The organism is Saccharopolyspora sp. 7B (assembly GCF_020177435.1).
Taxonomy (GTDB): Bacteria; Actinomycetota; Actinomycetes; order Mycobacteriales; family Pseudonocardiaceae; genus Saccharopolyspora_C; species Saccharopolyspora_C gregorii.
In genome coordinates this window covers 1-20,284 of record NZ_JAIUKC010000127.1, presented here as the reverse complement: position 1 = coordinate 20,284, position 20,284 = coordinate 1, and the positions used below count along the sequence as shown (strand labels likewise).

Sequence of the window (20,284 nt, the reverse complement as noted above, 5' to 3'; positions counted from 1 at the left end):
GCTCCCCCGGCAGCAAGGGTGGCGCGTTCACCGATCTCGTCCTGGCGGTGACCGCGCTCGTCGCCTCGAAGCAGGCAGCACCCGTGCTCATCGCGGCGATCACCGAGTGGTGCCGCCGAGAACGCCGTCGCGTCGTCCGCATCACCAAGGGCGACGCCACGCTTGAGATCACCGGCAAACCGGGTGCCGCTCAACAAGAGCTCGTGCGCGAATTCCTCCGCACGTTCGGAGACGAGGGGTGACGGGCCGAACGCTGCGCCGACACGCGCTCCTCATCCACACCGAGAACTACCAGGACGGGCACTTCGAGGCCCTGCCATCGACCCGCGCGGACGTCTGGCAGCTCAAGCAGGTGCTCGAACACCGCAGCATCGGCGGATTCGCCTCCGTGCGGATCGCGAGCGATCGCACCGCCGACGACATGCGCGTCGAGATCGCCGAATTCCTCGACGAACGCGAGCAGGACGAACTCGCCTTCCTCTACTTCTCCGGGCACGGGGTGCGGGCGCTGGAGACCACCGGTGAATTCCACTTCATCGCGTCCGACACGCTGCACGACCGGCTCGCCACCACGGGGGTGCCCGCCGGATTCGTCAACGGGGAATTGGAGCGGTGCTGGGCGGCGCACAAGGTCGCGATGCTGGACTCCTGCCGCAGCGGCGGATTCGCACTCGGATTCCGCACCGCCGACCCGGCGCGAGGCGCGGCGAAATCCGGGCAGGACGCACCGCTGAACAGCCGCGGCGTCTACGTGCTCAGCTCCTCGGGAGCCGCGGAGGAGTCGTTCTCCGGTGAGGACACGCCGGATGGCCCTGCACCCTCGGTCTTCACCGGCGCGGTGGTGGAAGCCCTGCGCACCGGCAAGGTCGCCAAGGATGGTTCCGGGACCGTATCGGTCGACGAGTTATTCGAGCACGTCAGCGAACGACTCCGCGGGAAGCGCGGCCAGGTCCCCACGAAGTCCTCGTTCGGGGTCACCGACCGGATCGTCATCGCTTCCTCCCCCGTGGGCGAACCCCCCGTGCTCAAACCGGCACGCCAAGCCGCAGCGGCGGAATCGCCGACGGGCACCGCTCATCCCGTCGGGAGAACGGCGAAGGGAGATCCCGGCTGGCAGGAGTTGATCGACTACTACCGGTCCTGCGTGCTGGATGACAAGGTGGAGACGCCGTACCTGGCGGTGTCCGAACACGGCCGCGATTACGCGTGCCTGCCCGGATCTGAACGCATCTTGTCCGGCGACCTGGACGAGGACGGCACCACCGAGGTCCCCGAATCGGCGGGCCCCTTCCTCGCGGCGGCCGGGCCGAACGACGAGCTGTGGGCCGGATACCCGGCCGTCATGCTCCACCGCGCGCGGCAACGGCCTGTCTGGGATTCGCCCAGATTCGCGCCGTTGCTGATGCGCCGGGTCGAACTCGTCGGCGGAGGCGACGGTGAGCGGCCTCGGCTCCGCCCGTACGGACCGGTGACCCCGCATCCTGGCTTGGCGGTTGATCAGCTCGGCGAGACGGAGGCGGCCGAGCTGATCGCGACGTACCAACCGACCTGGCACGCCGGCCAGCAGGACCGGATGGCCACCGATGCCCGCAACCTCCTGGCGACGGAGTTCGGCTTGGATTGCGTGCAGGAGCTCAAACCGGCTTTCCTCGAGGAGTCCATCGACGCGAAGTCGCCCGGCGACGGAGCCCGCAACGCAGCGGTGCTCATCCGCGTCTCCCGCTCCGATGACGGCGGCAACAGCCTGGTCAAAGACCTCGACCACATCGCCGCGCACGCCGACCGGATCCGGGACACCGCACTGGCCGCGCTGCTGCCCGAGCGTCGCGCGGAACCCACCACGGCGTCCGGACATCCGGTCACGCCGCTCGCGGCGAACGAGGCGCAGCTCGCTGTGCTGCGGTCGGCGAGTTCGCACCGGCTCACCGTGGCCACCGGACCGCCCGGCACCGGCAAGAGCCAGCTCGTCGCGAACGCGGTCGCGACCGCGGTCGCCCACCAGCAGTCCGTGCTGGTCGTGTCCACCAACAACGAAGCCGTGAACGAGATCTGGCGGCGCTGCGACGAGCTGCTGCCGGACAGCGTGGTCCGCACCGGGTCGAGCACCGGCGAGCAGGATTACCTGCAGCACGAGATCGACGCGCTGCAGCGGCTGACGAAACACCAGCGGCCGGAGTGGAACCTCGCCACCGCTCTCGCGGAGCACCGCCGGTCGGTCGACGACCGTGCAGGCGTGCAGCGAGAACTCGCGCGCAAGGCGCGACTGGAGGCGCGGATGCTCACCGCGGGGCGCGAGCGGAGCCGGCACGCGCGATCCCTCGGCCACACGATCGCGGGACTCGCTGCGCGACTCGGTTCCCGATCGGCGCGGTGGGAGGCCAGGGCCCGCAAGGTCGCTGCCGCACGACTCTTCGGAGCCTGGCGACGCGCTCGTCTGCTGCGGGCGCTCGACGTCCAGGTCGATTCGGAGCCGGCGAAGGCGTGCCTCGATGTCGCCGGCTTCGCCGCGGCTCAGACCATGTGGTCCCGCCACCGCGATGCAGTGCTCGGCATGCCCTCCGACGAATCGCTCGCCGCGTCGGCGGAAGCGGCGGAAACCGCACTGCGAGCCGCTTCCCGACGAGTCTGGCAGGTCGCCGCAGACACCGCGGTCAACGCGGGGAAAGCGGATCTCCGGGCCACGGTCCAAGATCTGTCGACGAAATCGCGCACCTGGTCGGCTCGGCTGACCGCGCTCCGGCACGTTCGGGCCTGGGCGACGACGAGCCTGTCCATCCGGCGATTCCCCCCTCGCCCGGGCATGTTCGACCTCGTGATCATCGATGAGGCCAGCCAGTGCTCCATCCCGCAGGTCCTGCCGCTGCTGTTCCGGGCGAAGCGCGCGCTGATCATCGGTGACGTCATGCAGCTCGAACACATCACCACCATCGAAGCGAGACGCGAAGCGCTCATCCGGCGCCGCACCGGCGTCACCGCGGGCTTCCTCGAACAGCGGCGGCTCGCCTACCAGCGCCACTCCGCGTTCCACGCGGCCGAGCGCGCCAACAGCGGCAGTCTCCTCCTGGACGAGCACTACCGGTGCCACCCCGACATCGCGGCGGTGTCCAACGAACTCTTCTACGGCGGCGCACTCACCGTGCTCACCGATGTCAGGGGACGTCCCGACGCAGGTCGAGCTGCAGTGAATTGGGCGGATGCACCTGGCCGGTCGGAACGTCCTCGCTCGGGCGATTCGTGGGTCAACCGCGCCGAAGTCGCCACGGTGCGCAACTGCGTCGCCTACCTCCTCGAAAGGCTCCCGGCGCACGCCACGATAGGCGTGGCCACGCCGTTCAAAGCCCAGAAGGACCTGCTCGCCGACGAACTGCGCGCCGAGGAACGCGTCCGCGTCGGAACGGTGCACACCTTCCAAGGCGGCGAGCGCGACGTCATCGTCCTGTCCCTGGTCGCCGCTCCGGAAATGCGCCGTGGCGCGGTCAACTGGGTGAACCGGCAGCTGAACCTGTGGAACGTCGCGATCACGCGAGCTCGCTCGCACCTCATCGTCGTCGGCGGCAGGGAATTCTGGCGGGGGCGAGGAATCGGTGGCGATCTGGTCCGCGCCGCCGAGCTCACCGATGCCGCCCGCACCGGACGGGACGGATCGCCCACGGACACCGCCCAGCGCCTGTACGAACTGATCTCCGATGCCCCGGACGTGCGGATCGAGCTGGGCGGCAGGGTGAACGGCTACGCGGTCGACGCCATCGTGCGGCGCGACGACGGACGGGAGCACCCGGTGCTGATCGACAGCGGTGGCACGGCGGACTCCGATGCCGGGCACCACCTGCACCGGATGATCCGCCGCTGTTCATTGCTCGACCCGGTCGATGCCGAGCCCGACGCCGTCCGCCTGCCCGAGTGGACGCTGTACGACGCCGGGACCGCGCTCGCCGGATTCGGCATCGCCGAGGCCGGAACGCCACCCGAGCGGTGAGTCCGGCCTCGGCCCTGCCGGAGCTAGCCATCACGCTCGTTTTCTGGTGGTGAGGAAGAGGAAGGTGCCCGGGCCGCTGGAGTCGACCACGTCCAGGCCCGCTTCGTCGAAGGCCACCGCCAGTTCTTCCGGTTCGAAGGAGCGCAGGCCGAATACCCGTTCGTGGCAGCGCTGGAAGTGGCGTTGGAACGAGCGGGCGCCGCGCCGGTAGGTGGTGGCGGTGAACGTCCCCGCCGGGTGCAGGCAGCGGGAGACCTCGGCGATCACCCGGCGCGGTTCCGGCAGCACGTGCAGCGCGTCGGAGCAGTTCGCGGCGCCGAGGAACCCGTCGGGGAACGGCAACGCGCGCGCGTCCCCCTCGGTGAACAGCACGCCGGGGACCGCGAACCGGGCGACCTCCAGCACCGCCGCCGCCGAGTCCAGGCCGAGGACGCGTTCCGGGCCGACCTGTTCGGCCAGGACCCGGGTCCAGCGGCCCGCGCCGCACGCCACGTCGAGCACCGGGCCCGGCGCGGGACGCAGGTTGCGCCGCAGGTAGGCGTCCTCGTCGCGGACCGACACGGTCCCGCCCCAGTTGGCGCCGGGCACCGTGGCGGATGCGGGGCGCAGCAGTTCGGCGTGGCGTCCCGCCGTCGAGTCGTGCTCCAGCAGGCGCCGGTACGCGCCGGGCCGGACGGTGCCGGTGAACTCGGGGGGATCGGGCAGCTCCGGCCAGCCGATCTCCTGCTGCACCTGGTGTTCCGCGCGGGCGCCCTGGTACGCGAGCAGCGCCGCGGTCTCCGCGTCCCACAGGTCCGCGAGTTCCGTCCCGGTCCGCGCGGGACCGGGGCTCGGCGAGAGCCGCGCCCAGAACTCCGGGGACGGCCACGCGCGCCCGATCCCGGCGGCGCAGGCGGGATCGTCGAGGTCCGGCACGGTCAGGCAGCGCCGGACGCGCGCCAGTTCGTGCTCGTCGGCGACGCGCGCCACCACCGGCAGGATCCGGTCCCGGTGCGCCGGGAAGTGCGCCAGCAGGTAGAGGACCGCGGTGCGCAGGCACTGCTCGGTGTCCGGGCGTTCCAGCAGCCGCAGCGGTGCGGCGAGACGTTCGGTGAACACGTCCCTGATCTGACCGGGCAGGTAGGAGCGGGTCGCGTCCTCCCCGGCGAGCAACCCCAGCAGCAGCGCCACCCGCGGCCGGTTGGGGTGCGGCGGTCCGGTGAGGACCTCCATCGGCCCGATCAGGTCGGCGGGCCCGACGGCGGCCGGGTCGAGCAGCTGGCGGGCGAGCCGGGTGAAGGCCGCATCGGCCGTGTCCCGGTCCGGGTGCGCCAGCGCGGCCCGCAGGCCGCCCCAGCCCTGCCCGGGTTCCACACCGCCTCGGCCGGGGATCCGCTGGAGTTCCGGTTGCTCTTGAGCACGCATCGACTCGACTCCTTCGCTGTTCCACCGCTGCTCCCACCGACGCCGGAGCGGCCGGACCGGAGGGAGTCCGGGGCGCGGCGCCGGCGCGTTCGAGGAGCGATCAGTGACCCCGGTCCCGGGGTGGGATCGCGGTTGTTCCGGCAGCGGGCGCGTCGTTGCGCCGGCTCGCGGTCGGCGGAGATCCGCTCGATCGACCGCGGGGCCCGGACCTCCTCGGCCGGGGACGGCCCCGGCGGAGGGGATGGGTCGGGATCGATCCATCATGGACGAGCGGGACCTGCGGTGACGACCACCGAAAGCGTTTTCCTGCGTCCCCGCGTCGAGTGATCACCGGCTTGTTCGCGATCACCGACGGTCGATCGGGGTGGGCGACGCCGCCCCGCGAGCGCGGTGCACCTCCCTCCAACGGGTAGCCGTCGCGGATCTTCCTTGCCCGGCGCAGGAGGGCGCTGCCATGCTCGGCCGCGCCTTCCGGCGGTCGATCGCCGGCGCGCGCCGGTCGTCCCGATCCACGGACCTGAACCGCGGTCCGGCCGCGCGGCTTTTCCCGCGCCGCAACGCATTCCCGCCCCCGGCGCGACGGCGCGCGGGCGCCCCCGCACTCCCCCGCACCCGCGGAGATCCAGGAGAAGACGATGCGCATCCCGCTGTGCACGGCCGCGGCTCCGGTGACCCGATGAGCGGCGAAGACCTGGCCCGCGCCCAGGCGATCCTGAGCGACCTCTGCTTCGCCCCGTCCGCCCGCCACCCGGAGGACCGGATCCGCGACCACCTCGAACTCGACCCGATCGAGATCGCCGAGCTGGAGCTGCAGCTGCGCAGCAGGCACCACGTCCACCTCGACCTGTGGGAGGTCTACGACCACACCCTCGCCGAGCTCGCCGCCCGGCTGGCCAGGTGCACCGCACCACCGACCGGTCCCGCGCCGGAGGCCGACCGCTGAACCGCCACCCGATCAGACCAAGCACCTGACGGTGCGCGACGAATCCCGGGCCGGTTCCTTGGGCCGGGCGGGTGAGGCGTTCCCTCTCGATCGAGTGCACCTACCGGCGCGATCTTGGCCCGCTGATCGAAACCTGGTTGCCTGCTCCACCGGGACCACTCCCCTGGGCCGGACGGCGCATCCGACGGCCCCAGCCGACCACCGCCGCCCCGGCGGAGTAAGGACAGGTGCGCACGTGCAACCGTTCCAGCTGCCCGAGTTCTACGTGGCTCACCCGGCGAGGCTGAACCCGCACCTGGAGCGCGCCCGCCGCCACACCAAGGAATGGGCCTACCAGCAGGACATGATCGACGTCCCGCAGCAGGGCATCCCGATCTGGGACGAGCAGGACTTCGACGCGCACGACTACGCGCTGCTGTGCGCCTACACCCACCCCGACGCGCCCGGACCCGAGCTGGACCTGGTGACCGACTGGTACGTGTGGGTCTTCTACTTCGACGACCACTTCCTGGAGCTCTACAAACGCACCCACGACATGGCCGCCGCCCAGGAGCACCTGGACCGGCTCGCGCTGTTCATGCCGATCGAAGGTCCCATCACCGAGACCCCGCGCAACCCGGTCGAGGGCGGCCTGGCCGACCTGTGGAACCGGACCGTGCCCGCCCGGTCGGCGGATTGGCGGCGCCGGTTCGTGGAGAGCACCCGCAACCTGCTCGACGAATCGCTGTGGGAACTGCACAACATCAACCGCGGCCGGCTGTCCAACCCCATCGAGTACGTCGAGATGCGGCGCAAGGTCGGCGGCGCCCCCTGGTCGGCGAACCTGGTGGAGCACGCGGTGAACGCCGAGGTGCCCGCGGAGATCGCCGCGACCCGGCCGATGGAGGTGCTGCGCGACACGTTCTCCGACGCGGTGCACCTGCGCAACGACCTGTTCTCCTACGAGCGGGAAGTGCTCGACGAGGGCGAGCTGTCCAACGGGGTGCTCGTGTTCGAGCGGTTCCTCGACTGCTCCACCCAGGACGCCGCCGATGCGGTGAACGACCTGCTGACCTCGCGGCTGCACCAGTTCGAGCACACCGCGCTCACCGAGGTGCCCGCCCTGTTCGAGGAGCACCAGGTCGATCCGGCCGCGCGCGCCGGGGTGTTCGCCTACGTGAAGGGCCTGCAGGACTGGCAGTCCGGCGGGCACGAGTGGCACCTGCGCTCCAGCCGCTACATGAACGGCGAGACCCGCGACGACCCGATCCCGGCGAACGGGCTGTCCGGGCCGACGGGGCTCGGCACCTCCGCCGCGCACATCGCCACCTCGCTGCTGCGCACCGCACCGCAGCGCGCCCGGTCATTCCGGCACCAGCCGTACCAGCCGGTGGGCCCGGTCCCCCGCCAGGCGATGGACATGCCGTTCACCGCGAAGTCCAGCCCGCACCTGGACCACGCCCGCGAGCACACCGTGGAGTGGGCGCACCGGATGGGCCTGCTGGAGGGTTCGGTGTGGACCGAGCAGCTGATCCGGGACTTCGACCTGGCCCTGTGCGCCTCCGGCATCCACCCGGACGCCAGCGCCGAGCAGCTGGAGCTCAGCACCGACTGGCTGGCGTGGGGCACCTACGGCGACGACTTCTACCCGGTGGTGTTCGGCCGGACCGGCGACTACGCCTCGGCGAAGGCGTGCACCGAGCGGCTGCCGCTGTTCATGCCGGTCGAGGACGAGCCGGTGCCGGAACCGGCGAACGCGCTGGAGGTGTCGCTGCTCGACCTGTGGCGGCGCACCACCGCGCCGATGAGCACCGACGCGCGCCGCACGTTCCGCCGCACCATCGTGGTGATGATCGACAGCTGGCTGTGGGAGCTGGGCAACCAGCTGCAGAACCGGATCCCCGACCCGGTGGACTACATCGAGATGCGGCGCCGCACGTTCGGCTCGGACCTGACGATGAGCCTGTGCCGGCTCTCGCACGGGAACGTGGTGCCGCCGGAGATCTACCGGACGCGGACGCTGCGGTCCATCGAGAACGCGGCGGCGGACTACGCGTGCCTGCTCAACGATGTGTTCTCGTACCAGAAGGAGATCGAGTACGAGGGCGAGCTGCACAACTGCATCCTGGTGGTGCAGAACTTCCTGGACTGCGACAAGGACCGCGCGGTGCGGGTCGTGGTCGACCTGATGAACGCGCGGATGAGCCAGTTCCAGCACGTCGTGGCCGAGGAGCTGCCCGCGCTGTTCGAGCAGTTCGACCTGGACGACGCGGCCCGCGAAGTGCTGCTCGGCTACGTGGAGGAGCTGCGGAACTGGCTGTCCGGAATCCTGGTGTGGCACGACGGCTGCTACCGCTACCAGGAGTCGGCGCTGCGCAGGCAGCCCGCCGCGGCGCCGGTCGTGGCGACCGCGGTGCTGGGCGGTCCGACCGGGATCGGCACCTCGGCGGCCCGCATCGCGGAGACTCTGCGTGCCGGGGTGAGTTGATCCCGTTTCGTAGGACTCGGGTGGCGGAACCTCAGCGGTTTCCTCGCTGCGGGATCGTTTTCACCGGTGGCTCCGCCACAGGAGAAAACGCTGTCCTCGCGAGGGAACCGCTGAGAACCCGCGGCTGGTCACCTTGCTCTGGTGGTCGCTGCTCAGCGGCTGCGCCGCTGACAAGACACTGCAGGACCTGCGGCCTGGTTTCGACGACTGCGGTTCGGAGCCGCCCGTTCGGCCTCGGGGGCGGGCGGGCCGCTCCGTCCGTCAGGTGGCGGTGGTGATGGGCTGCGGGGTTTCCTCGTCATCTGTGCTGCGCCGGAACGGGGCCGCGAGGGTCGGCAGGACGTGGTGCCGGTTGCGGATCAGCGCGGCGATGGCGAGCACCGCGTACACCGCGCACAACACGTAGCGCGCCGTCTGACCGGGCAGCGCGAACTGGGCGGCGAACAGTCCCAGCAGCGTCCACGCGGCCCAGCGGGGGAACCGCAGCGCCAGCAGCGCGGCCACGCCCAGCAGCGTCTGGGTGGCGGTGAGCAGGAACTCCTCGACCTGCCGGGCGTCCAGGTGCAGCGCCGTTCCCCCGCCACCGGCGAGGTAGGCCAACGGGAGGCTGCCGACGAGCAGCGTCCACTGGTTCACCTTGCTGGAGATGAGGGTGCCGATCGCGTCGTCGCCCTTGCCGCGGACCGCGAACAGGATCGCCACGATGAACTCCGGCGCCTCCGAGGCCAGCGGCGCCAGCCACTGCACCAGCAGGAACCGGTCGATGCCGAGCTCCGTGCCCGCGGCGATCAGGTTGTGCGCGAACGGTTCCGCGCAGGCGAGGATGACCGCGGCGGCGAAGACGAACAGCAGCACCACCAGCGTGCGGCGCGGCCGCTTCGGCAGCCGCCCGATAGTGGCGGCCGGGCCGACCAGGTCCGGCTCCTCGGCTTCCGCGCGGGAGACCTTCCACAGGTAGAACGCGAAGAACCCGAGCAGCGCGAAGCCCAGCAGCAGCGAGATCTGCCCGGTGGCGGGCACGACGAACGCGACGACCGAGGCGATGGCCAGGAACCCGAGTTCCACCCGGTACGGCGAGTCCAGGGTCAGCTCGCGCACCGTGGCGCCGGTCCGCCTCTTCGCGACGGCGAGCCCGATCAGCACCACCGAGGACCAGCCGAGACCGAGCAGCAACCGGTTCGAGCCGGTCATGTTCGCGGCCGCGTAGGCGACGTACTCGGGGTTCGACCCGGCGGTGTAGGCGAAATACAGGTCGACGGCGTACTCGGGAAGCACGGCGATCACGGCGAGGATCGCGATCGCCAGGCCACCGGAGATGTCGACCTGCGCGGCCTCGGCGGCCCAGGCGAGCACGAACGAGGCGGCGACGACGGCCATGCCGAACAGCAGCAGCCCGAGCAGCGGCGCCGGAGCCGCTCCGGTGGCGCGCACGACGAGCGCGGGCGCGGTGAGCGCGACGCACAGCCCGATCGGGCGCAGCAGCTTGACGAACACGGGGAGGGTTCCTTCCTGGGCGGTGGCGCCTCGCCGTGACGTCCAGGGGGTCTCGGCCAAGCGGTGCGACGGCTGGCCGAAGGTCTCGCCCACCCGGCCTGGACCGGGCGCCGCCGCCGGAGAACGCGGGGTTCTCAGCATGTCGACGGCGGGCTTGCGGGCTACTCCCCTTCGGAACGAACACGAGGCTGTCACCTGCGGCGATGTCGCCACAACCGATGATCGGAACGCCCCCGCGGCGAGATTTCCACCGCCCCGCACCGGATTCGCGCCGTCGGTGCGCCGAAACCCGCCGCGCGGCGCACCGCAGGACCGGGCGTGCCCAGCGGCGGCAGGCGGGTGGCACCCCACCGGGAGCGCCGGGCGGCCACGCCTGGGCGCCTCCGATGCGCGGTCGGTGGCGTGACCACGCTCACGCCGGGCCGTGCGGCGCACCGCACGGCGACCGGTGATCGGCGAATGGCGTAGTTTCACTCCCAGGAGACGGGATTCCCGGTGAGGGATTTCCCGACGCCCACCCCCGCCCGTTCCGCCCCCAGGGAGTAGCCATGTGCCGTTTGCTCGGTGTCGTCGCCCGCGAGCCCGCGGCGCTCGGCGACCTGCTGGCGGAGGAAATCCCTGAATTCCTGGCCTTGTCGCGGGAACACGCGGACGGCTGGGGAATCGCGTCCTGGGCGGGCGACGAGGCGGCGGTGGTGCGCGACGTCGCGGCCGCCCACGACTCGGCCCGGTTCGCGGCGGCGACGCGCACCGAACTGGATTCGGGACTGCTGCACATCCGGCTCGCCAGCTCGGGCTCCCCGGTGGCGCCGCAGAACACGCACCCGTTCGTCGGGCCGGGAATCGCCTTCGCGCACAACGGTTTCTTCGCCCCGAGGGACGCGCTGGACGCGGTGATCCCGGCGGAGCTGCTGGCCACCGCGGCGGGCAACACCGATTCGGAGCGCTACTTCCTGCTGCTGCGCGCGCTGCTGCGCGAGCACGACCCGGCGACGGCGATCTCGCTGGCGGCCGCGCGGATCCGGGCTCGTGCCACCGAATTCGCGAGCCTGAACTGCCTGCTGCTGACCGAGGAAGCGCTGTACGCGTACTCCGAGGAGGACCCGCGGTCGGAGGTGAGCAAGCGCCGCGGCCCGGACTTCTTCCGGCTGCGCTACCACGCGACCGCGGACCGGGTCGTGGTCGGCTCCAGTGGGCTGCCGACCGCGGAAGCGGAGTGGTCGTTGCTGCCCTACCGCCAGGTCCTGGAGATCCACCGGAGCGACCTGCGGGTGACGATCCACCCCGCGGCCCCGGCCGCCACCGCGGCCTGATCCGCCCGGTTCGCCCGGGTTCCGGACGCCGGGCCTCCCGCGCCCGGATCATCCCTTCCCACGATGTGGTACGCGCTGGACCACCGCGGCCAGCGCGTTCCGCGCGCCGATTTCGGGGCGCCGAGCGGTTTTTGCGGCTCTCCGCCCGCTCGGGTACAAACGATCACGCACTCGATCAGGAAGTGCTCGCCCGCGGGCATCGCCGCCGCGGACCGATTCCCCGTGACGCGCCCCGCCCTCCGGGTGCCCGCGCGCGTCCACCGCTGACCCCCGGGAAGCCGAGAAACACCATGAACAGCCCAGCACCACCCGCCGACACCACGTCCACATCGGACGGTTCGGCGAACACTCCCCGCCTGCGCAAGGAACTCGGCTTCTGGAGCCTGACCGCGATCGGGTTCAGCGGCATCATGGGCTCCGGCTGGTTGTTCGGCGCCCAGTACGCCGCCCAGGCGGCCGGTCCCGCCTCGCTGCTGTCCTGGCTGGTCGGCGGCGCGGCCTTCACCCTCATCGCGCTGGTGCTCATCGAACTCGGCGCGAGCCGGCCGGTGGCGGGCGGCATCGTGCGGTGGCCGTTCCTGTCCAACGGGCCGCTGACCGCCGGGATCGTCGGCTGGTCGGTGCTGCTGGCCACCAGCAGCGCCACCGCAGCCGAAGCCTCCGCGATCACCCAGTACGCCAGCCACTACCTGCCGTGGCTCTACGAGGACGGCGCGCTGACCGCCCCCGGTCTGGTGCTCTCCGCCGGGCTGCTGGCGCTGGTGATGCTGCTGAACTGGTTCGGCGTCCGGTTGTTCGCGCGGGTCAACTTCGTGCTCACCGCCATCAAGTTCGGCGTTCCGGTGATCACGCTGGCCGCGCTGCTGGCCTCCGGGTTCTCCCAGGGCGGCGATCCGGTCGCCGCGGGCGGCGGGTTCGCGCCGTACGGCTGGACGGCGGCGCTGAGCGCGGTCGCCACGGCCGGGATCATCTACACCATCAACGGTTTCGCACCGACGATCGACCTGGCCGCCGAGGCCCGCGACCCGCGCCGGGACATCCCGCGCGCGGTGCTCACCGCGATCGGCCTGGCGGTGCTGCTGTACCTGGGCCTGCAGGTGGCGTTCCTGTACGCGGTGCCGGAGAGCGCGCTCGCCGGCGGCTGGCACGGCATCGACTTCAGCTCCCCGTTCGGCGAGCTCGCGCTGCTGCTGAACCTGGGCTGGCTGGCCGCGCTGCTCTACGCCGATGCCGTGATCTCCCCCGGCGGGGCGCTGCTGGTGGGCATCGCGGGCAACAGCCGCGTCACCTACGCGATGGCGCGCAACGGCGTGCTGCCGAAGCGGGTCACCGAGGTGCACGCCGGGTCCGGGGTGCCGCGCGCGGCGCTGCTGGTCAACTTCACGCTGGCGCTGATCCTGCTCGCCCCGTTCGACGGCTGGCAGGACATCATCGGCGTGGCGGGCAACCTGTTCCTGCTGAACTACTCGGTGGCCGCGGTGTCGGCGGCCGCGTTCCGCCGGGCCCGCCCGGACGCGGTGTCCGGCTGGGTGCCGGGGATGCGCTGGATCACGCCGCTGAGCTTCGTGGTCTCCGCCGAGATCATCTACTGGTCGCAGTGGGAGAAGCTGAGCGTGGTGCTGCCGCTGGCGGTGCTCGCGGTGCCGCTGTTCGCGCTGATCACCAAGTACCGCGGGGTGTTCTTCGCGCAGCTGCGGCAGAGCGCGTGGCTGGTCACGTACCTGGTGGTGCTGTTCGCGATCTCGGCGCTGGGCGGTTTCGGCGGTACCGAGCTGATCCCGGCACCGCTGGACAGCGCGCTGGTCGCCGTCGTCGCGCTGCTGATCTACTTCTGGGGCGCGCGCTCCGGTGAGCGGCACCTGGCGAACTCCGCCGTCGACACCGACGAGCAGGAGACCACCGACTGATCGGCCGCGGCGGGACACCGCCGCGCACCGGAACGGCCCGCGGCGCACCACGCACCGCGGGCCGTTCCGCGTTCAGCCCTCCAGGGTGAGGCGGATGCGCTGCTCCAGGCTGCGCTGCAGGTGCGCCCGCATCGCGGCGCGGGCGTCGTCCGGAGACCGGTCGCGCAGCGCGCGCAGGATCCGCTCGTGCTCGGTGTTGAGCGTGTCGAAGTCGCCGTAGGCGCGCGGCGGCCCGCTGTCGTAGATCCGCAGCTGGGCGGTGAGCTTGACCAGCAGCCCGGTGATGGTGGCGTTGTGCCCGGCCTCCCACAACGCCTCGTGGAACCGGAAGTTCCCGGCGCGCACCTCGTCGTCCGCGGCGGAGCCGCAGCACTGCCGGTGGTGGTGTTCCAAGCGGGCGATGTCCAGGTCGGTGTGGCGCAGCGCGGCGGTGGCGGCGGCCTCGGATTCGAGGGCGAGCCGCGCTTCGTAGATCTCCACCACGTCTTCCGGGCGCCCGGCCCGAACTCGGTAGCCGCGTACCGCGCGTTCCAGCAGGCCGTCGTGTTCGAGCAGCGCGAGCGCTTCGCGGATCGGGGTGCGGGAGGCGCCGTACTCCGCGCTGAGCGCGGTCTCCATCAGCACCGCACCGGCGGGGAACGCGCCGTCGAGCACGTCCTGCCGGAGCCGCCAGTACTGCCGCGCCGCCTGGTCGAAACCCTCCTCGGTCCCGTCCGGCTTCTTCCGGTTCGCGCTCGCGGCCATTCGACTTCCTTCGTCCCGCACGTCCATCCGATCCCGCTCAGCCTATGCCACCCGTGTGTATGCTCGCGTATACGTACGTCGACGGAAAGAGGGATCTCGTGCCGGACCGCGGGGAAGTGCTGGTCGGGGCGCAGCAGCTCGCCGCGGAGCTCGCCGCGCGCCCCGATGAGCTGTTCGTCGCCGACGTGACCGTCGCGATGGCGAGCCCGCGCCACGACGGCGACTACCGCGCCGAGTCCGGCCGGGCGGGCTGGGAATGGGCTCGCATCCCGGGTTCCGCGCACCTCGACCTGCGCACCCGGTTCGCCGACCCGGCCGCCGGATTCCACTTCGGACGGACGAGCCCGGCGGAGGTCCGGGCGGAACTCGCGCGGTGCGGCGTCGGCCCCGGCACGTCGGTGGTGCTGCACGACGACGGGCGGATGCAGTGGGCGGCCCGCGCCTGGTGGATGCTGCGCGGCGCCGGGGTGCGCGCCCGGGTCCTCGACGGCGGACTGCCGGCCTGGCTGCGGCTTCCCGGCGCGCCCGTCGAGCGGGGCGAGCTGGTGCGCGAGCACGCGGCCGCCCCCGCGGAACCCCCCGCGGAGCCGGTACCGGAAGCGTGGGCCGACCGGGACGAGGTGCTGGCCATCAGCACCGGCGCGCGGCCGGGCACGTTGCTCTGCGCACTGTCCCCCGAGCACTTCGCGGGCACCGTCCCCACCCGCTACCGCCGTCGCGGGCACATCCCGAACAGCCGGAACCTGCCCGCGGCCGGGTTCCTCGACGCCGACGGCACCGTCGCCGCCCCCGCGCGGCTGGCCGAACGACTGGGTCCCGCGCTCGCCGGCGCCGCCGAGCCGATCGTCGTGTACTGCGGCGGCGGCGTCTCCGCGTGCCTGAGCGCGCTGGCGTTGACCCTCGGCGGGTACGACTCGGTGCGGGTCTACGACGGGTCGCTGGAGGAGTGGACGGCCGACCCGTCGCTGCCGGTGACGAGGTCCGGCACGTGAGCGCGCCCGCGCGGCGATGTCCGGGCCACCGCCCGCACCCGGCCACCGCCCCGCACCCAGCCACCACCTCGACGAGGACCGAACCCATGACCCACCCCTTCCCGGACGCCACCGCGGCCGCCGACACCTTGGCGCTGCTGCGCGAACGCACCCCGCTGGTGCAGTCGCTGACGAACCTGGTGTCGGCGAACCTGCTCACCAACGTGCTGCTCGCCGCGGGCGCCACCAACGCCGTCATCGACAACCCGCACGAGGCGGGCGGGTTCGCCCGGGTCGCCGACGCGGTCCTGATCAACCTGGGCACCCCGCACGACGAGCAGGCCGCCGCGTTCACCGCCGCCGCCGAGTCCGCGCGCGCCGCCGGACACCCGTGGGTGCTGGACCCGGTGGGCGTCGGCGGGCTCCCGTGGCGCACCGAGCTCGCGGGCGGCCTGCTGGCCCACCACCCGACCGCGATCCGCGGCAACGCCTCCGAGATCACCGCGCTGGCCGGGACGGCCGCTTCCGGGCGCGGGGTGGACAGCGCCTCCGACGCGGCCGAGTCGGTGCCCGCCGCGCGTGCGCTGCTGGCGAGCACCGACGTGGTGTCGGCCTCCGGGCCCGTCGACCACATCACCGGGCGCACCGCGACCGGCGAGATCACCACCGTCCGGGTGCACGGCGGCAGCGCGCTGCTGCCGAAGGTCACCGCCACCGGATGCTCCCTCGGCGCTCTCAGCGCCGCCTACCTCGCCGTGGCCCCCGACCCGCTCACCGCGCTGGTCGCCGCGCACGCGCACTTCGCGGTCGCCGCCGAACGCGCCGAACCGCGCAGCGGCGGACCGGGCACGTTCGTGCCCGCGTTCCTCGACGCGCTCGCCGCGGTGGAACCCGCGGACCTGCGCGCCGGTGCGCGCATCGACCTCGCGCCGACCGGGCGGCGATGACCGTGGGCATCCGGACGCTGTGGTACCTCACCCCCGCCGACGGGCGGTACCCGTGGAGCCCGGGCGGGCTGCACCCGTTCGACGCGGACCGCTACGCGGAACTGGCTCGCACCATCGACCGCGGCGGGTTCCACGGGGCGCTGGTGGCGACCTGGCCGAACGACCCGTTCGTCTCGGCCGGTTTCGCCGCCGCGCAGACCCGGCGGATGAAGTTCCTCGTCGCCGTCTACGCCCGGATGATCCCGGCGCGGCTGCTGGCCGAGAAGGCGCTCGCCTTCGACGCGTTCAGCGGTGGCCGGTTGCTGATCAACGCGGTGAACGGGCGGGACAACATCCTCGCCCGCTACGACATGGACACCGAGCACGACGAACGCTACGAGCTCGGCCGGGACTACTGGAAGCGGTTCCGGGAGCTCTACGCCGAAGGTGCCGACTCGAACTTCCCGAACACGCCGCTGCGCCTGGAACCCACCCGGCCGGACGGGGTGCCGATCTGGGGCGCGGGTGATTCGGCCGCGGGGCTGGAGAACTCGGGGCACGTGCTCGACACGTACCTGACGATGATGCGCGATCCCGGTTTCCTGCGGGAGAAGTTCGACGCGGCCCGCGCCTCCGCCGCCGCGCAGCGCCGCGACCTGACCGGATTCGGGGCGCTGGCCGGCGTCATCACCCGCCGCACCGGGGCGGAGGCGCTGGAGCGGTTCCGCTCCCTGTTCGAGGAGACCGGCGTCGAGCGGATCACCGAGGTGCTGGACGGGGCCGTGCGCAGGCGCACCCACGGCAGGCAGGACCTCGCCACGTTCACCGCCCGCGACGCGCAGCGGCAGGGCTGGGTGGATTCGCTGCTGGCGGGGCGGATCCCGGAACCGGCGGACCTGGTCATCGGGGACGGGTTGTACGCGGGCATCACCGCCTGGTCGCCGCTGGACATCTTCGCGACCGGTTCGTCGGCGGTGTACTTCGTCGGGACCCCGGACCGGATCGCGGGGGTCGTCTCGGACGTGCGGGAACGCACCGGGCTCACCGACCTGATCCTCGCAGGGTGGCCGCTGGCCGCGGAGGCGGAGGTCGTCGCCGAGCACCTGGTGCCGCGGTTCGCCGAACTCTGACGCCGCAGCGGGACCCACCACCTGCGGTGTCCCGCATCGTGGCCACCCCGGTGCGATCTTGGCGCGACGGGGCGCGGCGAACGTAGAGTTCTCGGTGCGGTCAGCGAGAATCCCGGCTCCGCCCGGCTCGCCACCGCCCGGCGAGGGAGGAACCGATGCGGGACACCGTGCGCGGCCCCGGCTTCCGGGGCGCCCGCCGACGGCACGTGGACCTGCTGCGCGTCGCCAGCGCGGCCTGTCGCTGAACACGCCGCTCGCGTCCCGTCCGCGCCGTTCCCTCCGCAGGAGGTCCGTCCCCGCATGTCCGCACATCCCGAGCACCCGCTGCACCTGGCCGTCGCGCTCGACGGCGCCGGGTGGCATCCCACCGCGTGGCGCGACCCGCAGGCCACGCCGCAAGCGCTGTTCACCCCCGGCTACTGGACCGCGCTGGTCCGGGCCGCCGAACGGGGCCTGTTCGACTTCGCCACGATCGAAGACGCGCTGGGCCTGCAGTCCGACGACCACCTCAGCACCACCGACCGCCGCACCGACCGGGTGCGCGGGCGGCTCGACGCGGAGCTGATCGCGGCGTTCGTGGCACCGCTGACCAGCCGCATCGGCCTGGTTCCGACGATCACCACGACGCACACCGAGCCGTTCCACCTCGCCTCGGCGCTCGCCACGCTCGACCACGACAGCCTCGGCCGCGCCGGGTGGCGGGTGCAGACCTCGGTGCGCTCCGACGAGGCCGCCCACTTCGGTCGCCGCGCCCTGCCGGAGATCCGCCGCGACGCCCTCGGCACCCCGGAGGTCGACGCCGCGGTGGCCGACCTGTTCGAGGAGGCCGGGGACGCCGTCGAAGTGGTCCGCCGGTTGTGGGACAGCTGGGAGGACGGCACCGAGATCCGCGACGCCGCCACCGGCCGGTTCCTGGACCGGGACAAGCTGCACCACGTCGACTTCACCGGCCGGTTCTTCTCGGTGCGCGGGCCGGGGATCGTGCCGCGCCCGCCGCAGGGCCAGCCGCTGGTGGTGGTGCTGGCGCACGGCCGGACCGCCTACGAGCTGGCGGCGCGCTCGGCGGACGTGGTCCTCGTGACGCCGCAGCGGGCGAGCGACGTGCCGCGGATCGTCGCCGAGGTGCGGGCCGCCGAGCAGGCCGTGGGCCGCACCGGCGCCCCGCTGCGCGTCCTCGCCGAGCTGGTGGTCGCGGTGGACGCGGACCCCGCCGCCGCCCGGGAACGGGTGGGGCGGCTCGACGGGCTCGCCGGTGCCCCGCTGCGCTCCGACGCGGCGATCGTCACCGGCTCCCCCGGCGAGCTGGCCGACGTGCTGCTGGAGTGGCGGGCGGCGTCGCCGGAGCTCGACGGGTTCCGGCTGCGGCCCGCGGTGCTGCCCACCGACCTGGACGCGCTGGCCGACGAGCTGGTGCCCGAACTCCAGCGGCGCGGGGTGTTCCGCGGCGAGTACGACTCGGTCAGCCTGCGCGAGCGCTTCGGCTTGGCCCGACCGGCCAGCAGGTACGCGAGCACCCCGGAGGTGGCCCGATGAGCGCGGCCAAGCAGGTGATCCTCGGCGCCTACTTCCCCGGCGTCAACCACGACACCGTGTGGAGCGACCCGGCCTCGGGCAGCCACATCGACTTCGCGTCCTTCGAGCACTGGGCGCGCACCGCCGAGCGCGGCAAGCTGGACCTGCTGTTCCTGGCCGAGGGACTGCGGCTGCGCACTCGCGGCGAGGCGATCTTCGACCAGGACGTGGTGGGGCGGCCGGACACGTTCACCGTGCTGGCCTCGCTGGCGGCGATCACCGAGCACGTGGGGCTGGCCGGGACGATCAACTCGACGTTCAACGAGCCGTACGAGCTGGCCCGCAAGTTCGCCACCCTCGACCTGCTCTCCGGCGGGCGGGCGGCGTGGAACGTGGTGACCAGCTCCGACGCGCCCACCGGGGAGAACTTCCGGCGCGGCGGGTTCCTGCACCCCTCGCAGCGCTACGAGCGGGCCGGCGAGACGCTGGCGGCGACGCGGCGGTTGTGGGACTCGTGGGGCTCGGACGCGGTGGTGGCCGACCAGGACAGCGGCCGGTTCCTGCGCGACGAGCACGTCGGCGACTTCTCGTTCCGCGGCGAGCAGTTCGACATCGCCGGGCGGTTCTCCACGCCGCGTTCCCCGCAGGGACACCCGGTGGTGCTGCAGGCCGGGGAGTCCCCGGCGGGGCGGGATTTCGCGGCGGCGAACTCGGACGCGATCTTCTCCCGGTACCAGCGGTTCGACGAGGCGCGCGCGTTCTACACCGACGTGAAGGCGCGGGTGCGCAAGGCGGGCCGGGACCCGGACGAGGTGAAGATCCTGCCGTCGGCGGCGATCATCCTCGGCGACACCGAGGCCGACGCCCGCGACCGGCACGCCGACATCCGCAGCCGCCAGGTGGATCCGTTCACGTCGATCGTGCTGGCCGAGATGGTGTGGAACCGGGATCTGTCCGATGTGGACCCGGACGGCCCGGTGCCGGACCTGGAACCCACGCCGGACGCCCCCAAATGGATCAAGGGTCGAGCGCCGCTGACCCAGGACGCGCACGCCACCGCCGAAGCCTGGCGGGAACTGGGCCGCCGGGAAGGCCTCACGCTGCGCCAGGTGGTGACGAAGGTGTTCGACCGCAACGTCTTCGTCGGCACCCCGGCCTCGGTGGCCGCCGAGATCGACCGCTACGTGCGGGAGGAGGCCGTGGACGGGTTCATCCTCGGATCGCACGTCAGCCCGTCCGGCCTCGACGAGGTGGTGGACCGGGTCGTCCCGCTGCTGCAGGACCGCGGGGTGTTCCGCACCGAGTACACCGGCACGACGTTGCGGGACAACCTCGGGTTGGCACCGGCGTCCCGCTTCGGCGAACCCCGCGCCGCGGGCTGACCGGCCGAGGGGCCCCCCCCCCCCCGGGGGGGGGGGGGGCGGGGCGGGGGGGGGGGGGGGGGCGCGGGGGGGGGGCGCGGCGCCCGCCCCCCCCCCCCCCGGGGGCCGCGGCGCG

General features: G+C 72.7%; 14 protein-coding genes and 1 pseudogene. 12 read left to right on the top strand and 3 right to left on the bottom strand.

The window, feature by feature from the left end; genetic code table 11:
- Positions 1-242, top strand: a pseudogene (locus LCD33_RS19945) (hypothetical protein); the annotation flags it as partial.
- Positions 239-3,976, top strand: a complete 3,738-nt coding sequence (locus tag LCD33_RS19940) for an AAA domain-containing protein (protein WP_224957771.1) — start codon at positions 239-241, stop codon at positions 3,974-3,976. The pseudogene LCD33_RS19945 and the gene LCD33_RS19940, both read left to right, overlap by 4 nt.
- Before the next feature lie 30 nt (positions 3,977-4,006).
- Here the strand turns inward: LCD33_RS19940 and LCD33_RS19935 are convergent, their stop codons facing one another.
- A complete protein-coding gene (locus LCD33_RS19935; protein ID WP_224957769.1) occupies positions 4,007-5,380 on the bottom strand; it encodes a class I SAM-dependent methyltransferase in 1,374 nt (457 codons plus the stop codon).
- A 676-nt stretch (positions 5,381-6,056) separates the two neighbouring features.
- Here LCD33_RS19935 and LCD33_RS19930 point away from each other — a divergent pair.
- Together LCD33_RS19930 and LCD33_RS19925 are read left to right on the top strand one after the other, a co-directional pair.
- Positions 6,057-6,323, top strand: a complete 267-nt coding sequence (locus LCD33_RS19930; RefSeq protein WP_224957767.1) for an acyl carrier protein — start codon at positions 6,057-6,059, stop codon at positions 6,321-6,323.
- A gap of 235 nt (positions 6,324-6,558) precedes the next feature.
- Complete coding sequence (locus LCD33_RS19925) at positions 6,559-8,790, top strand: germacradienol/geosmin synthase (RefSeq protein ID WP_224957766.1); 2,232 nt, start codon at positions 6,559-6,561, stop codon at positions 8,788-8,790.
- A 261-nt stretch (positions 8,791-9,051) separates the two neighbouring features.
- Here LCD33_RS19925 and LCD33_RS19920 read toward each other — a convergent pair whose 3' ends face one another.
- A complete protein-coding gene (locus tag LCD33_RS19920) occupies positions 9,052-10,284 on the bottom strand; it encodes a sodium:proton exchanger (protein WP_224966722.1) in 1,233 nt (410 codons plus the stop codon).
- A 548-nt stretch (positions 10,285-10,832) separates the two neighbouring features.
- Here LCD33_RS19920 and LCD33_RS19915 point away from each other — a divergent pair.
- Both LCD33_RS19915 and LCD33_RS19910 read left to right on the top strand, forming a co-directional pair.
- The gene (locus LCD33_RS19915) at positions 10,833-11,597 is read left to right on the top strand and encodes a class II glutamine amidotransferase (protein WP_224966723.1); all 765 of its coding nucleotides are present in this window, start codon (positions 10,833-10,835) and stop codon (positions 11,595-11,597) included.
- Between the two features lie 290 nt (positions 11,598-11,887).
- Positions 11,888-13,504, top strand: a complete 1,617-nt coding sequence (locus LCD33_RS19910) for an APC family permease (protein WP_224966724.1) — start codon at positions 11,888-11,890, stop codon at positions 13,502-13,504.
- Positions 13,505-13,576: 72 nt separating this feature from the next.
- On the opposite strand, the gene LCD33_RS19905 is transcribed toward LCD33_RS19910, so the two are convergent.
- A complete protein-coding gene (locus tag LCD33_RS19905; RefSeq protein ID WP_224957758.1) occupies positions 13,577-14,248 on the bottom strand; it encodes a GntR family transcriptional regulator in 672 nt (223 codons plus the stop codon).
- A 98-nt stretch (positions 14,249-14,346) separates the two neighbouring features.
- On the opposite strand from LCD33_RS19905, the gene LCD33_RS19900 reads away from it, so the two are divergent.
- The 6 genes from LCD33_RS19900 to LCD33_RS19880 all read left to right on the top strand — a co-directional run bounded on the left by LCD33_RS19900 (position 14,347) and on the right by LCD33_RS19880 (position 20,169).
- Complete coding sequence (locus LCD33_RS19900; protein WP_224978139.1) at positions 14,347-15,240, top strand: rhodanese-like domain-containing protein; 894 nt, start codon at positions 14,347-14,349, stop codon at positions 15,238-15,240.
- Positions 15,241-15,326: 86 nt separating this feature from the next.
- The gene (thiM, locus tag LCD33_RS19895; RefSeq protein WP_224957754.1) at positions 15,327-16,166 is read left to right on the top strand and encodes a hydroxyethylthiazole kinase; all 840 of its coding nucleotides are present in this window, start codon (positions 15,327-15,329) and stop codon (positions 16,164-16,166) included.
- A complete protein-coding gene (locus tag LCD33_RS19890; RefSeq protein WP_224957753.1) occupies positions 16,163-17,275 on the top strand; it encodes an LLM class flavin-dependent oxidoreductase in 1,113 nt (370 codons plus the stop codon). Before thiM ends, LCD33_RS19890 begins: the two co-directional genes overlap by 4 nt.
- 155 nt (positions 17,276-17,430) lie before the next feature.
- Positions 17,431-17,520 carry a putative leader peptide gene (locus LCD33_RS29635; protein ID WP_344928209.1) on the top strand — a complete coding sequence of 30 codons (90 nt, stop codon included), beginning with the start codon at positions 17,431-17,433 and terminating at the stop codon, positions 17,518-17,520.
- 55 nt (positions 17,521-17,575) lie between these two features.
- Positions 17,576-18,808 (top strand): LLM class flavin-dependent oxidoreductase, encoded by a 1,233-nt coding sequence (locus LCD33_RS19885; RefSeq protein ID WP_224966727.1) that lies wholly within the window; start codon positions 17,576-17,578, stop codon positions 18,806-18,808.
- Entirely contained in the window at positions 18,805-20,169 is a 1,365-nt protein-coding gene (locus LCD33_RS19880; RefSeq protein ID WP_224957751.1) for an NtaA/DmoA family FMN-dependent monooxygenase, read from the top strand. The genes LCD33_RS19885 and LCD33_RS19880 overlap by 4 nt, the downstream gene beginning before the upstream one ends.
- The last annotated feature ends 115 nt before the right edge of the window (positions 20,170-20,284 follow it).

What these genes read in the sequence shown, in the direction of transcription:
- LCD33_RS19935 (WP_224957769.1), bottom strand. Translation starts at nt 5,380, where the DNA reads ATGCGTGCTCAAGAGCAACCGGAACTCCAGCGGATCCCCGGCCGAGGC.
- LCD33_RS19930 (WP_224957767.1), top strand. Translation starts at nt 6,057, where the DNA reads ATGAGCGGCGAAGACCTGGCCCGCGCCCAGGCGATCCTGAGCGACCTC.
- LCD33_RS19915 (WP_224966723.1), top strand. Translation starts at nt 10,833, where the DNA reads ATGTGCCGTTTGCTCGGTGTCGTCGCCCGCGAGCCCGCGGCGCTCGGC.
- LCD33_RS19910 (WP_224966724.1), top strand. Translation starts at nt 11,888, where the DNA reads ATGAACAGCCCAGCACCACCCGCCGACACCACGTCCACATCGGACGGT.
- LCD33_RS19905 (WP_224957758.1), bottom strand. Translation starts at nt 14,248, where the DNA reads ATGGCCGCGAGCGCGAACCGGAAGAAGCCGGACGGGACCGAGGAGGGT.
- thiM (WP_224957754.1), top strand. Translation starts at nt 15,327, where the DNA reads ATGACCCACCCCTTCCCGGACGCCACCGCGGCCGCCGACACCTTGGCG.
- LCD33_RS19890 (WP_224957753.1), top strand. Translation starts at nt 16,163, where the DNA reads ATGACCGTGGGCATCCGGACGCTGTGGTACCTCACCCCCGCCGACGGG.
- LCD33_RS29635 (WP_344928209.1), top strand. Translation starts at nt 17,431, where the DNA reads ATGCGGGACACCGTGCGCGGCCCCGGCTTCCGGGGCGCCCGCCGACGG.
- LCD33_RS19885 (WP_224966727.1), top strand. Translation starts at nt 17,576, where the DNA reads ATGTCCGCACATCCCGAGCACCCGCTGCACCTGGCCGTCGCGCTCGAC.
- LCD33_RS19880 (WP_224957751.1), top strand. Translation starts at nt 18,805, where the DNA reads ATGAGCGCGGCCAAGCAGGTGATCCTCGGCGCCTACTTCCCCGGCGTC.